Here is a 13,722-nt window from a genome sequence, read left to right as displayed (position 1 = left end):
GAAAATAGATATTTGAACAGGTCCTGTAGCAGATATTTAAAAGTTATGATGATAGGGTTCAATCATAGTTTTAAAAGCTGAAATGCCAATCGATACATATACCGAGGTGATCCTACTGCCTTGGGCGGCTACCATGTCAGCAAATTCGTTAGTGTAGTATCTACCATGCAATCTGGCGAATACGCTCAAAAAACCTGAAAGTGATATCAAAGGCGTGGAACTTCCGCTTCAATTGATTTATTTGCTTGTAAGCAGGGCTATGGGTATAATAAGTAGAGTAAATTACATAGTAAGTTAAGCTATTTTTGGAGGTAAATTCCGTGAAAATTACAATAAAAGATGCTAGCAAATTCGTCAATCAAGAAGTTACCATTGGAGGCTGGCTTGCCAGCAAGCGTTCCAGTGGGAAAATTGCTTTTCTTCAAATCCGTGATGGCTCCGGTTTCATTCAAGGAGTGGTCGTGAAAGCTGAAGTGGGTGAAGAAGTTTTCGCTCGTGCGAAATCGGTTTCGCAAGAGACATCCATGTATGTAACAGGTGTCATTCAAAAGGATGAACGCTCGCCGTTCGGTTTTGAATTACAAGTGAAAGATATTGAAATCATTCATGAATCATTGGATTATCCAATTACACCTAAAGCGCATGGTCCTGAATTCTTAATGGATAACCGCCATTTGTGGCTGCGTTCAAAACGACAGCATGCAGTCATGAAAATCCGTAATGAAATAATCCGGGCTACATATGAATTCTTTAATGAAGAAGGTTTCGTAAAAGTCGATCCCCCAATTTTAACAGGAAGCGCTCCAGAGGGAACGAGTGAATTGTTCGCGACTAAATATTTTGATGAGGATGCATACCTTTCACAAAGTGGACAGCTTTATATGGAAGCGGCAGCAATGGCACTAGGGAAGGTATTTTCTTTTGGTCCTACCTTCAGGGCAGAAAAATCCAAAACAAGACGGCATTTAATCGAGTTCTGGATGATTGAACCGGAAATGGCTTTCATCGAATTTAAAGAAAATCTGGAGGTTCAGGAACAATTCGTATCTTCCATCATCCAATCTGTATTGAAAAACTGTCAGCTTGAGTTGAATACCCTGGGCCGTGACACAGCAAAGCTTGAACAAATTAAAGCTCCTTTCCCGCGTATTACTTATGATGAAGCCATTAAGTTCCTTCATGAACAAGGATTTGATGATATCCAATGGGGAGATGATTTTGGGGCGCCGCACGAAACTGCAATAGCAGAAAGTTATGAAAAGCCAGTTTTCATAACTCATTATCCAACCAAAATCAAGCCTTTCTATATGCAGCCTGCTCCTGACAGGGAAGAAGTCGTTCTTTGTGCCGATTTGATCGCTCCCGAAGGATACGGGGAAATAATTGGCGGTTCGGAGCGGATTCATGATCTGGAATTGCTTGAACAAAGAATCAACGAGCATGGCTTGAGCGAAGATGCTTACAAATGGTATATGGAATTAAGAAAATACGGATCTGTACCGCATTCGGGCTTCGGATTGGGGTTAGAACGTACTGTTGCTTGGATCAGTGGAGTTGAACATGTCCGTGAAACCATTCCGTTCCCACGTCTATTAAATCGTTTATATCCTTGATCTCTTAAAGAAGCGGTTATCTGGTCATATTGGGCAGATAACCGTTTTTTGTTAAAATTATAAGCTTATTCGGGGAGCCATATTCATGTTATACTTAATCAGAGGTGTCCAAAAACATGAATAAAGAACATTTATATGCGTGGTTTAAGGAAGGAACGATAACGATTCCATCCTTTTTGTTGACTAACTATAAGACAATGGGACTGAATGAACAAGAAATGGTCCTATTATTACAATTGCAAAGCTTTATCGATAAAGGTAACCATTTCCCTGCACCATCCCAACTATCTGACCGAATGACATTGCAGGAAACGGAATGTCTATTCCTAATCCAGCGTTTGGTTCAAAGGGGATTTGTTGAAATGGTTGTTGAAGGGAGTCAAGAAATCGGACAGGAAAAATATTCGTTGTCTCCACTTTATGAAAAAATGATGGACTGTTTCTTAAAAACTTTGAAACAGTCAGAGTCGGCTGAGGTCCAAAAAGCGGGGGAGAGCCTTTATACAATTTTTGAACAGGAGTTCGGCCGCCCTTTATCTCCATTTGAATGTGAGACATTGGCAATGTGGATGGAGGACGACCATCAGCCTGAGATCATTAAGTCAGCTCTTAGGGAGTCTGTCATTTCCGGTAAATTGAATTTCCGATACATTGATCGAATTTTATTCGAGTGGAAAAAGAATGGAATAAAAACCTTGGAACAGGCAAGGGAGCAAGGACAAAAATTTAGAGTTCATCAAAAGAGGGACCGGAAGACGGAAACTGCACAACCATTGAAAGATGTGCCTTTTTATAACTGGCTCGAGCAGTAATGTAAATTGAAGGAGAACCAATATGTTGAATAAAGCTCAAATTCGATATTGTCTGGATACAATGGGGGAAATGTTTCCGGATGCCCATTGTGAGCTGAATCACTCCAATCCATTTGAATTGGTGATTGCCGTTGCCCTGTCAGCTCAATGTACGGATGTATTAGTCAATAAAGTCACTAAGGATTTATTTCAAAAATATAAAACGCCTGAGGATTACATAAGCGTTCCGATAGAAGAGTTGGAAAATGACATTCGCTCAATCGGTTTGTTTCGTAACAAGGCTAAGAACATACAAAAGTTGTCGCGCATGCTGATCGAAGATTACGGTAAGGAAGTACCCAGAGATCGTGATGAGCTTGTTAAATTGCCTGGCGTGGGCAGAAAGACGGCTAATGTAGTCGTTTCCGTTGCGTTTGATGTGCCAGCGATAGCTGTGGATACCCATGTAGAGCGTGTTTCCAAGCGCCTGGGATTATGCCGTTGGAAAGATAGTGTCCTCGATGTTGAGAAAACGTTGATGGCTAAGATACCAAAGGATGAATGGTCCGTTACGCATCACCGCCTGATATTCTTTGGACGCTATCATTGCAAGGCACAGTCACCAAGATGTGAAACCTGCCCACTTCTCGAATTATGCCGTGAAGGAAAAAAAAGAATGAAAAGGAAAGAGGCCAATTGACGCAGTCCATATCATTAAAAGTCCCTGCAGAATTGGCCCATCCTTTGTTTTTCCCTGAAAAGGAAACCATCTTGGAAAAAGAACACTATGCAGGGTGGAGTGTTTCGATCCCATTCGAGGCTTTTCCGTATGAGTTACTTTACTATAATGATGTTGAGTCGTATACTCCTTGGACTAAGGGGGCTTTTCATGTAAAGGAACTAATGGAAAAATGGAAGGGAATCGATACAGAATGCAGCTTGCTATTTTCAGAGCGAAAAGTGGGACGGACCTTGGGACTCATGAAGCAGGGTATAGGATTATTTTTAACTGCAGTCTTCTGGATGCATGGAAAGCCAGTGGTATTGAGTGATTTCCGGCTACAAATAAAATCTTTAAATCATATTCCGGTGAACCTGGCCGAAAGGCTGTCTTTCATCCTTGAAAGACCTGCTTCTTTCCATTCGTATAGACAACTTAGTGAATTGTTCCGAGAATTTGAAAAACAATATGTGAAGTTCATGATCAAAAATAAGAATAAAAAAAACGTCTAAGCTATAAGCTTAGACGTTTTTTAGTCAATCTTGATTTTCTTTATCCTTGTCTTTCTCTTTTTCTGGATCAGGGTCCGGGTTAGGATTAGGGTCAGGGTCAGGGTCAGGGGTTTCGACTGGTTTTTCTTCTACCGTCCCAGGGTCGGTGCCAGGATCCCCGCCTTCAACGTCTTCATCATCCTTATTGCCATTTCCATCATCAGGATTGTTTCCATTGCCATTATTATCAGTGTTTCCATTCTCATTACCATTTCCATTGTTGCCATTGTTGTTTTTGTCTTCGTCTTGTTTATCTTCTTCGCCTTCAGCAGGAGTTTCTTGTTCCGTATCCTCACCTTCGGCTGGATCTTCAATCTCCTCGTCCTCAGTATCCTCAGGGACTACCGCTTCAGCAGGTATTTTGACAGATGTACTAGCAGGATCACTTTGTTGGTTATCCACTAACGCTACCACTGAGAAAGTATATTTACTTCCAGGGGTTGGGTTAGGGATTGTTAAACTAGTATCCTTCGATTTTTTTAATACGCTCTGTGCTCCGCCATCAACGGACATCATAACCTCGAATTGTGCATTTCCTTTAGGATATGACCATGATAGATCGATTGCATTACTTTCTTGATTGTAAGAAGCGTTAATGCCTGGTGAGTCAATTTTCTCATATTCTGTCGTCACTTGTGTTGGCTCGTGACCTTTAACATAATATTCATAAGTGATTTTACTGCTTGGCGTATATTCATTGGCTTTAACAGCCGGATTCGAACCTTTTATGACTCCAACTTTTACAACGCTGTCAGGTTGATCAAAGTCTTTCGTTTCTTTTGATTGAGCCATATGCTCCATTAAATTCTTAAAGATTGATTTAGGGATCCTTTGAGAAGAATCACCCAGATACTCCAATTTCTCACCTGATGCATTATCATAACCAGCCCATACTGCGACTGTATAATTGGTTGTATAACCCGCCATCCAGCTATCTTTTACACCGGAAGATGGGATGTTGTTCGCTGCACGCTGTTCAGGCGTGAAATTGGTTGAACCCGTTTTACCGGCTACTGGGAGATTAGGTATATTGGCTAACCTTCCTGTTCCATAAGCTTCTTTCATTACGCTCTTCAACATGTCCGTCACGATGAAAGCCGTGGAATCTTTCATGACCGGCTTCGAATCAGTCTTGTTTTTGATGGTTGTTTTGTCACGTAAAACAATCTTTTTCACACTATGCGGTTCATTATAGATACCGTTGTTTCCGAATGAACTGTATGCACCGGCAAGTTCAAGAGTAGAAACGTCTTTACCGCCACCCAATGCTGCTGATTCTGTTATTTCCTTTTCAAAAGGAATGCCCAGGTCAGTGGCAAAATCACGCGCACGGTCCAATCCGACTGCTTGAAGCGTTTTTAAGGCAGGGATATTTAATGAACGTGCCAGTGCTTCGCGAGTCGTTACGGTACCATAATGTCGCCCGGAAGCATTTTTAAGCGGTGTTCCATCAGTGTAACTATATTCCTCATCTTTGATTTGATGGTAGGTGGACCAATTTAAATATTCTACGGCAGGACCATAATCCAAAATTGGCTTAATGGTCGAACCAGGTGAACGCTTGGCATCCGTTGCATAATTCCAGCCACGTTTAACTGTCGTGTTCCTGCCGCCGCCCACTGCTTTTATTTCACCAGTTTCAGTATCGAGTAAGGTGACTCCAGCTTGGAGATCTTTACTTGGATAATTAATGATTTCATCACTGTTCAACATGTTATAGACATATTCCTGGGCATCTTTATCAATGGTCGTTTGGATTTCTAAACCATCGGTAAAGACGTTATAGTCACCCATATCTCCGACTTCCTCAATTACCAAATCGATGAATGCATCATAAGCAGTCGTATCGATTTGACTTTTATCGATTTCTTGAAGTCCTTCTGTTATATCGATGCTTTGTGCACTTTTCATTTCATTTTCGGTGATATATCCATGTTTATTCATTAAGTGCAGGACAATATCACGGCGTTCTTTCGCACGTTCAGGGTATTTATAAGGGTCATAACGGCTTGGGCTTTGCGGTAATCCGACAAGCATGGCCGCTTCGTTTAATTTCAATTCGCTTAGATCTTTTCCATAATAAGTCTGGGAAGCAGTTAAGACCCCGTTGGCACGGTTTGCAAAGAAGATCTTATTCACATACATTTCGAAAATTTCTTCTTTTGTATATTTTCTTTCAAGCTGAATGGATAGCCACATTTCCTGGACTTTCCTTTTAATGGTCTTATCAGGTGTTAAATAAGAACGCTTGATAACCTGCTGGGTCAATGTACTTGCACCCTCTGAGCCGAATCCGTTTTTGAAGTTGGCTATGACGGCACTGCCCAGACGTAAGAAATCCACCCCGTGGTGTTCATAAAAGCGGGAATCTTCCGTAGCAAGGAACGCTTCTTCGACAAGATCAGGTATGTCTTCATAATTTACATAATCCCGGTTTTCCGTTCCGACTTCAGCTAGCAATTTTCCGTTTTCATCCAGAATTTTGGATGTGACTGGATCTTTCAAAAGCTTTTCGTCAAGTTTTGGAGCATCGCTTATAAAGTAAGCCATTGCAGCTCCTCCGGCAACCAAGCCTATAATTCCGATCGTGACTAGTATAAGGAAAATGCGCTTAAGCATATTGGTTGGCTTTTTAGGTCCATTCTTCGGTTCCTTTTTTTGTGTCTGACTCTGTTTTCGGCGTTCTTCTCTAGTATTATATTTTTCAGCCATTACAGCTAACCTGCCTTTCTAAAAAAACTAAAAATTTTCTGCGATGAGCGAATCTACTACTTTAATATAGTCAATTCTCGGTTGAAAGCCAAGAGTAATCTTTCGTGAACTGCTTTCAACCTCTTGAAGAGTTATAGATTTGCGTCCACCGTCTTTCATTCTTTTCCAATAAAAACTCAGTTGTTCAGAACTCATTAGATATATATCATCCATTGCGGAAAACCGGATGATGACAAATGCAATTCCATCATGCTGAATGATCTGTTTCATATGTTCAATTTGATGGTCATGAAAATTCTTCAGTGGGAACGAACTGCTGTTTTTCGTTTCCTTTGCCTCAAAATCAATGTACTTTCCTTTATAAACACCATTGTAATCGGTGGTCGACGCTTGTTTGAAGTAGGCTTCTTTAATGACTGCAGCACTTCTCTTCGGGTAGTGGACATCGACAATTTGAATAGGTGTCGGTTTTTTATGGATGACGGCAATGCCGTGTGCTAAATAATACTGATTGGTTTCGTTCAAATCGTCTTCCAATGTTTTTCCCCGGTTGCTATAACTGATTTTTTTTAGTGGGCTTTTTTTTTCTTCCATAGCCTGCGGTACAAATCTTCGTCCGTTGGGATAATGAAATGCCACTTTTACCCCTCCTTTTTTTCACTTATCTATATTAGCAAAAAAAGAATCCAATATGTGAATAAAAAGAATTGTTTCTTAGAACGATAGGATTAATGTACAACTATATGTCACAATTCATCGCTATAGAAAGGCTGGACACATAGATGCGAATGTTAAAGACGGAAAAGCAATTGCTCCATTCCATAAAAGTCCAAACCGCTAAAGGGAATAGGGATAATATATCAAGAACAAAGGCATATGAACAATTTTTCAAAATGCATCCAGAAATACAATGGTCTTTTTTAGCGGGGATGGTTTCTAGAAATGCAGGCTGGAATATGTGTGACCTTGAAGGGATTTGGCTTTCCCATTTGCTTAGCCCCAAATACAGGCATCATTTATTTCTAACGTATGAAGATGCCAATTGGAGAATATTTCAAGATGCTTATCCGCAATTGCTTCTCTATCATTATTCGACGAAGTATGAACGTCCTTTGTTTCACTTATGTCATTATTTTTTTATTACTAAATTCATGACGAATGAATGGTATTCCTTTTGGAAATATGGGAATCGTGAAAGATTAGTCACTGCGCTTATAATAAATGAACAAAATATCATTGAAAAACCGGTTATTAAAAAGCAATCTTTCGTTTTTCATTCTATATTATTTTTCCTGCAGGACTGGATGCATTTTAGCACTGTCTTATTTCCTACCTGCAATGGAAGACTGTATGGCTCTTCCGTTTCGCATTTTAGAAATATCGATAAAAGGATTGAATTGGGGAAAAGGTTGGCTGGTCTTTTATTTTCTGAAGATTTGTTTCCGCTTTTTCATGAATTTTCCTGCAGGACTGAACCAACTGGGGCTAGATATGATTATGAACGATATCGAAAAAAACCTAGGTACCATGAAACCCCGATGCTGAGGGGAGTTTATCCATTGATTCATCATCAAGTGCGTGAGACGGAGCAATGGGATTTGAAAAAAAAGATTAAAAAGGATTGGTTCATTGAACCTCAATGGGAAGAAGAAGACCCGCAATTGACCGATTGGTATGACCATAAACAAAAGCAGCTGCACACAGTTGCAATGATCAAGAATTGGTTTTTATAAAAGGAAACAGGGAAGGCGTCGATTAAGCCTTCCCTGTTTATTGTACAGTATTTAAGACTTACGTTGAGGGGCGGTTTTCTCCACTAAGTTTCGGGTTCCCCGTTCCTGCCTTTTTAGTGGGCGGCTTTTGTCGTTTTTCGTTTTTTTGCTGTCTGCTTTCATTCGACTGCATAAAATCACCTCCTGTCTGTATTTTTGTTTAAAACTCCATTCTTCATTCTGCCATTGTTGTCGAAGGGCATAATAAATTAAGTGAATTACACTTTCTTTGCCGATTCCCTTCTAGTTTTGTCAGTCATGAAGGGCTTTGTGATAAAAAAAAGAATAGTACAGGTAAAGAATGGGAGGGATCAGCATGGTCAATAAAAGTGTCGCAACAGAGGAAATATTAAGGATGATAGCTGAGATCAGTACCAGCCTGGATCGTTTGGAAATTTCATATGGGGAAACTGTAAATACAGTCCGGTGCAAACTATGGGCAGAGCAATATACATTAGTTAATGAAGCCCAGGAAGCCATTGAAAAAGCCGAGGATTATTGGGTGAATGCTGAAAGTGAAAACCATTCCTTTTCCATTGTTCCGGAAAAATCAATAATTAATCACAAGGTTTTAACTGAATTGCACGTATAAGCCAACAGAATATCATTTTATAAAGAACTGGATTATACTAAAGGGAAACAAACGTGCGGAGGAATATATTGTGCAAAAAGAAAAACTGCAGCTATTGACTGAACAATTAATAAAATATACGGTCCAAGCCGATGATATCTATGAGGGTGTACGCAAGGAAGGAAAGGAAAAGGATTTCTTTTCGGAAGTCAAGCCCTTCGCAGACCAAGTCAGGACCGTATGCATCGAATGGGAAACTGGAATGAAGGAGTGGATGAAAGAAACCGAGTTTAAGCATCTTTTCCCCGAGCAAATCGAACAAACCGCTCATAACCTTTCTGATGTAGCCGTTCAGGCATTCTTTCCTAAAACCAGTTACAAGCGATTTAAAAGTCATATCCAATCGGTCGAATTTATCCTTCATAATGTAAAAGCGGAAATCGATCGGATTTTATCATAAAATCACCTACACTATATTTCCTCTTTTTTCATATATTATCAGAACCATGTAATGAAAAAAGAGGAGGGCTCATTGAACATGATGAGATCCGGTTTTAACCAAGTCTCCCCAAATCAAGGACAGTATCCTCAATCAATGCCGGAATATTGGGGAGGGTACCAGCAGCCAATGCAGTATCCTCCGCCAAATAATCATAATCTTGAACAACCATTTATGTATCCATATCTTCCCCAGGATACAGGGGGCTATATGACGCCATATCATGATCCATATCAGCAAGCGGCCTATCACCCATTCCAACCAGTTCAGCAGCAGGCGATGCCTGTGGGAGCTTATCCGGGCACCAGTGTAATGCAGCCACTGCCGCAAATGCCACAAATGCAACAAATGCAACAAATGCAACAAATGCAGTCCAATCAGCAGCCGCAAGCTTTTAGTCCGTTCGCCAATCCGCTGCAGCCAGCTAAACGGCCCCCACAAAGTCAGCAGCAGGCTTATAATCCTTATCCTAAGCAGCAGTTCATGCAAAAGCCACAGCCATCGGGTATCAAATCGGTCATGAATCAATTCAAAACACAAGATGGCTCAATGGATATAACGAAGATGATGAATACAGCTGGACAAATGATGAATACAGTTTCTCAAGTATCTTCAATGGTCAAAGGAGTAGGGGGCTTCTTCAAAGTTTAAATGGTGAATAAAGTATAAAAGCAGACTTACAAGTGACCCAGCCACTTTTTAAAGTCTGCTTTTAATCTTGCCTAATTGATTTCAATTCGATTCCCTCTGATTTTGGGAAGGTGAAGCGTGAGGATGCCATCGCGATGTCGTGCGGTCACTTTTGCTTCATCAATCGCTTTTGGAAAGGAAATGGTTCTTGAAAATGTACCTGCTGAAACTTCCTTTTGAAACATTCCTTGAGTTTTGTGCTTCCTATCTACATGCTTTGCAGTTATGGTTACTGCATGGGTCAGCACATCAATTGAAATCTGGCTGCGTGCAATACCAGGCAAGGTAGCGGTAAGGGTATATTCTGAAAGCGTCTCGTGAACATCAACAGGAAAGCTGCGTTCTTTAGTTGAACCGAAGAAATCGTCAAGGGATTGCAGCATGCCTTTAGGTGGCCTTTCGGAAAACAGTCGATCCATTTTGTTAATGAAATGGGTAAAGGGTTCTATTCGATTCCGATTATTTTTTTTTTCAGAAGAGGTCATCACGGTGCTCCTTCCTAAAAAATTCCTTTGCCTATAGGCTATGTGAGGACTGAAGAATTGTGAATGCATTCTTGGGTTTTAGATACGGGTCTATAGGGAATAAAGTTACTGAATGATCAATAAAGGAAATGAGGGATTGATATGAATAAGACAAAAAATAGCAAGCTTTCCTACATAGATACCGGGAAAGGAAATAAAACGTTGTTGTTTATCCATGGATTTTGTGGAAGTCATGAATATTGGAGTGACATCATTGCTGAATTAAAGGATGAATACCGGGTTGTTGCCGTTGATTTACGAGGACATGGGTCAAGTGAGGAAATAGGGAAGTCTTTCTCAATTGAAGATATGGCTGCTGATATTGCGTCATTTTTGGAAGAACTGAAAATCGGACAGGTTTATATGTTTGGTCATTCACTAGGGGGATATGTCACCTTGGCATTCGCCGAAAGGTTTCCTGGGAAATTGTCTGGTTTTTCACTGATTCATTCTACAGCTTTTCCGGATGATGAGGCTGGTAAGGAGGGACGTTTAAAATCTGTTGAGAAAATCGAAATGGATGGAATCCCTGCTTTCATTGACGGACTTGTACCAAAGCTTTTCGCTCATTCCGATGATCCAAATATTGAACATACTAAGGAAATCGGTTATAAAACCAGTGAAAGTGGAGCAATCGGATCTTTGCATGCCATGAGGAACAGAACAGACAGAAATCATGTACTTAAAGATACGAAGCTGCCGGTCCTTTTGGTTGCAGGTGAACAAGATAAGGTGATTCCCGCTGAAAAAACCTTTTCTGTAAAAGGGAGTCATATTAATGAAGTTATACTTGAGGGGAGCGGCCATATGGGAATGGTGGAAGTTCCAAACAGACTAATCGAAGAAATCATTCGCTATGTCGAGAAAAATTAACTGAAAAAAGTCTAAGCAGGAAACGGGCTGTTGCCGTTTCTTGCTTTTTTTTTGAATAGGAAATAGTTTCCCTTTTGCATAGAACGTTCATTCGATAGAATAGGAGTATGAGGTGGTTATATGAAACTGCGAAAAAATTTACAAGAAATCATCACGGATTTAAAAACCAATGAAAATTTTAAAGATAATATTGTACATTGGCAAGTAATTAAAGCGAAAGAAGCAAAACATGTCCCTTTTCCCGATCGAATGAATGATAAGATCAAGCATGCTCTTGAAAAACGGGGAATAAATGGGTTGTATACGCATCAGGCAACGGCATTTGATACAGCTGTCAGTGGCAATAGCCTTGTAGCGGTCACCCCAACTGCTTCTGGTAAAACCTTTTGCTATAATTTGCCGGTCCTTCAAAAAATACTTGAAGATGAAAAAACCAGAGCACTGTATATTTTTCCGACAAAAGCGCTGAGTTATGATCAGAAAAGCGAATTGAACGAAATGATTCATGAAATGGATGCTCAGATAAATAGTTATACGTACGACGGGGACACACCTTCAAATATCAGGCAAAAAATCCGACAGGCCGGGCATATCGTGATCACCAATCCTGATATGCTCCATTCCGGAATCTTGCCGCATCACACGAAATGGGTTTCTTTGTTTGAAAACTTGAAGTATGTGGTCATCGATGAACTCCATATTTACCGCGGCGTTTTTGGAAGTCATACCGCTAACGTCATAAGAAGATTAAAAAGGATCTGCAAGTTTTATGGAAGCGACCCTGTCTTTGTCTGTACCTCCGCTACGATCAATAACCCAAAAGAGTTGGCAGAAGAGCTTACGGAAAAAAAAATGGTCCTCATCGATAATAACGGGGCCCCAAGTGGGAAAAAGCATTTTGTGTTTTACAATCCCCCAATAGTCAATAAACCACTAAACATTCGAAGGAGTGCGGTTTTGGAAGTCAGGAAGCTCGCAAATGAATTTTTGAAGAATAAAATTCAAACGATCGTTTTTGCGCGAAGCAGGGTTCGTGTGGAAATTCTATTGACCTATTTACAGGAACTCGTCTCAAAGCAATTGGGGCCAAAATCGATCAGGGGCTATCGCGGGGGGTATCTGCCAACACAGCGCAGAGAAATTGAACAGGGCCTCAGGGATGGTTCCATTTATGGGGTTATATCTACGAATGCACTTGAGTTGGGTGTCGATATCGGCCAGCTCCAGGTTTGCATAATGACTGGTTACCCTGGATCGATATCCAGTGCATGGCAACAGGCGGGACGAGCAGGAAGAAGGCATGGTGAAGCACTGATCATCATGGTCGGCAGTTCTAGTGCCCTTGATCAATATATCGTCCAGCATCCCGATTACTTTTTTACCAGAAATCCAGAAACTGCAAGAATCAATCCAGATAATCTTTTGATCTTGGTTGATCATGTCAAATGTGCAGCATATGAGCTGCCATTTAAAAAAGGCGATACCTTTGGAAAAACAGAGATTATGGACGTACTGGAATTCCTTACGGAAGAAAGGGTCTTACACCTGAATGGGGACAAATGGCATTGGATGAACGATGCTTTTCCCGCAAGCAATATCAGCCTGCGTTCTGCGGCACAGGAAAATGTCGTAATCATCGATCAAACGAACGCACCGGTTAATCGGGTCATAGGTGAAATGGATACGTTCAGTGCAATGACCCTTCTCCACGATGAAGCCATTTACTTGCACCAGGGAATGCAATTTCAGGTGGAAGAACTTGATTGGGAGGAAAAAAAAGCTTATGTACGTGAAGTCAATGTGGACTATTATACGGATGCTAACCTTGCCGTTCAGTTGTCTGTATTGGAAGTGGATAAACAGCGAACTTTTGCTTCCACAGCAGCTGCCTTTGGTGATGTCGCCATCCGGGCGATGCCTACGATCTTCAAAAAAATCAAATTTGAAACTCATGAAAATATTGGTTCGGGGCCAATCAGTCTCCCTGAGATGGAACTGCACACGAGTTCGGCCATGCTTTCCATGGAGCCCGATATATTTGAATGGGACGAAAATCGAATAGAACAAGGAATGATAGGCGCTTCCCATGCTCTTAATTACATGATTCCGCTATATGTTATGTGCGATCCACATGATATCCATGTTTATCCGCAGGTTAAGGCAGCGCATAATGAAAAACCAACAATTTTTATCTATGATAGTTATCCGGGAGGCATTGGGTTAAGTGATAAGGTATATGAAAACTCTGAAGTCATTCTATTGGAAACCATATCCATGATCGATAATTGTACTTGTGAAAGCGGCTGTCCTTCCTGTATCGGAACGGAATCCGCCACGAAAACGGCCAAGAGTGATGCAAAACAGTTATTGGGTCAATTTTTCAAGGAAAAACAAGCATAGTTTGC

13 protein-coding genes are annotated in these 13,722 nt (G+C 40.8%); 10 read left to right on the top strand and 3 right to left on the bottom strand.

The window, feature by feature from the left end; all coding sequences use genetic code 11:
- Window positions 1–320: 320 nt before the first annotated feature.
- The 4 genes from asnS to ABIE66_RS17015 all read left to right on the top strand — a co-directional run bounded on the left by asnS (window position 321) and on the right by ABIE66_RS17015 (window position 3,637).
- Window positions 321–1,613 carry an asparagine--tRNA ligase gene (gene asnS, locus ABIE66_RS17030; protein ID WP_370015668.1) on the top strand — a complete coding sequence of 431 codons (1,293 nt, stop codon included), beginning with the start codon at window positions 321–323 and terminating at the stop codon, window positions 1,611–1,613.
- A 116-nt stretch (window positions 1,614–1,729) separates the two neighbouring features.
- Window positions 1,730–2,425, top strand: a complete 696-nt coding sequence (locus ABIE66_RS17025; RefSeq protein WP_289315865.1) for a DnaD domain-containing protein — start codon at window positions 1,730–1,732, stop codon at window positions 2,423–2,425.
- A 22-nt stretch (window positions 2,426–2,447) separates the two neighbouring features.
- A complete protein-coding gene (gene nth / locus ABIE66_RS17020) occupies window positions 2,448–3,104 on the top strand; it encodes an endonuclease III (protein ID WP_289325576.1) in 657 nt (218 codons plus the stop codon).
- Window positions 3,101–3,637, top strand: a complete 537-nt coding sequence (locus tag ABIE66_RS17015; protein WP_289325575.1) for a YpoC family protein — start codon at window positions 3,101–3,103, stop codon at window positions 3,635–3,637. The genes nth and ABIE66_RS17015 overlap by 4 nt, the downstream gene beginning before the upstream one ends.
- A 24-nt stretch (window positions 3,638–3,661) precedes the next feature.
- Here ABIE66_RS17015 and ABIE66_RS17010 read toward each other — a convergent pair whose 3' ends face one another.
- A complete protein-coding gene (locus tag ABIE66_RS17010) occupies window positions 3,662–6,388 on the bottom strand; it encodes a PBP1A family penicillin-binding protein (protein WP_370015665.1) in 2,727 nt (908 codons plus the stop codon).
- Window positions 6,389–6,415: 27 nt separating this feature from the next.
- Entirely contained in the window at window positions 6,416–7,027 is a 612-nt protein-coding gene (gene recU / locus ABIE66_RS17005; RefSeq protein ID WP_289315868.1) for a Holliday junction resolvase RecU, read from the bottom strand.
- 149 nt (window positions 7,028–7,176) lie between these two features.
- Here recU and ABIE66_RS17000 point away from each other — a divergent pair, with 149 nt between their 5' ends.
- The 4 genes from ABIE66_RS17000 (at window position 7,177) to ABIE66_RS16985 (ending at window position 9,881) form a co-directional block, all read left to right on the top strand.
- Window positions 7,177–8,121, top strand: coding sequence for a DUF2515 family protein (locus ABIE66_RS17000; protein WP_370015663.1), 945 nt, complete (start codon window positions 7,177–7,179; stop codon window positions 8,119–8,121).
- 355 nt (window positions 8,122–8,476) lie between these two features.
- Entirely contained in the window at window positions 8,477–8,752 is a 276-nt protein-coding gene (locus tag ABIE66_RS16995) for a hypothetical protein (RefSeq protein ID WP_370015662.1), read from the top strand.
- Window positions 8,753–8,822: 70 nt separating this feature from the next.
- Complete coding sequence (locus tag ABIE66_RS16990) at window positions 8,823–9,191, top strand: YppE family protein (protein WP_289315871.1); 369 nt, start codon at window positions 8,823–8,825, stop codon at window positions 9,189–9,191.
- A 78-nt stretch (window positions 9,192–9,269) separates the two neighbouring features.
- The gene (locus ABIE66_RS16985; protein WP_370017070.1) at window positions 9,270–9,881 is read left to right on the top strand and encodes a YppG family protein; all 612 of its coding nucleotides are present in this window, start codon (window positions 9,270–9,272) and stop codon (window positions 9,879–9,881) included.
- A 71-nt stretch (window positions 9,882–9,952) separates the two neighbouring features.
- On the opposite strand, the gene ABIE66_RS16980 is transcribed toward ABIE66_RS16985, so the two are convergent.
- Window positions 9,953–10,405: an Hsp20/alpha crystallin family protein gene (locus ABIE66_RS16980; RefSeq protein WP_370015660.1), complete on the bottom strand. Its 453-nt coding sequence runs from the start codon at window positions 10,403–10,405 to the stop codon at window positions 9,953–9,955.
- Window positions 10,406–10,546: 141 nt separating this feature from the next.
- On the opposite strand from ABIE66_RS16980, the gene ABIE66_RS16975 reads away from it, so the two are divergent.
- Both ABIE66_RS16975 and ABIE66_RS16970 read left to right on the top strand, forming a co-directional pair.
- A complete protein-coding gene (locus ABIE66_RS16975) occupies window positions 10,547–11,317 on the top strand; it encodes an alpha/beta fold hydrolase (RefSeq protein ID WP_370015659.1) in 771 nt (256 codons plus the stop codon).
- A gap of 120 nt (window positions 11,318–11,437) precedes the next feature.
- On the top strand, window positions 11,438–13,717 hold the full coding sequence (locus ABIE66_RS16970) for a DEAD/DEAH box helicase (protein ID WP_370015657.1): 2,280 nt from the start codon (window positions 11,438–11,440) through the stop codon (window positions 13,715–13,717).
- Window positions 13,718–13,722: the final 5 nt, after the last annotated feature.

Origin of the sequence: Peribacillus sp. B2I2, from assembly GCF_041261685.1 — a bacterium.
Classification (GTDB): domain Bacteria; phylum Bacillota; class Bacilli; order Bacillales; family DSM-1321; genus Peribacillus.
This window is presented reverse-complemented; position numbering and strand designations above follow the sequence as displayed.

Excerpts from the sequence above, each read along its gene's own strand:
- nth (WP_289325576.1), top strand. The coding sequence starts at position 2,448 with ATGTTGAATAAAGCTCAAATTCGATATTGTCTGGATACAATGGGGGAA.
- ABIE66_RS16975 (WP_370015659.1), top strand. The coding sequence starts at position 10,547 with ATGAATAAGACAAAAAATAGCAAGCTTTCCTACATAGATACCGGGAAA.
- ABIE66_RS17025 (WP_289315865.1), top strand. The coding sequence starts at position 1,730 with ATGAATAAAGAACATTTATATGCGTGGTTTAAGGAAGGAACGATAACG.
- ABIE66_RS16970 (WP_370015657.1), top strand. The coding sequence starts at position 11,438 with ATGAAACTGCGAAAAAATTTACAAGAAATCATCACGGATTTAAAAACC.
- ABIE66_RS16985 (WP_370017070.1), top strand. The coding sequence starts at position 9,270 with ATGATGAGATCCGGTTTTAACCAAGTCTCCCCAAATCAAGGACAGTAT.
- ABIE66_RS17010 (WP_370015665.1), bottom strand. The coding sequence starts at position 6,388 with ATGGCTGAAAAATATAATACTAGAGAAGAACGCCGAAAACAGAGTCAG.
- ABIE66_RS17000 (WP_370015663.1), top strand. The coding sequence starts at position 7,177 with ATGTTAAAGACGGAAAAGCAATTGCTCCATTCCATAAAAGTCCAAACC.
- ABIE66_RS16995 (WP_370015662.1), top strand. The coding sequence starts at position 8,477 with ATGGTCAATAAAAGTGTCGCAACAGAGGAAATATTAAGGATGATAGCT.
- ABIE66_RS16980 (WP_370015660.1), bottom strand. The coding sequence starts at position 10,405 with ATGACCTCTTCTGAAAAAAAAAATAATCGGAATCGAATAGAACCCTTT.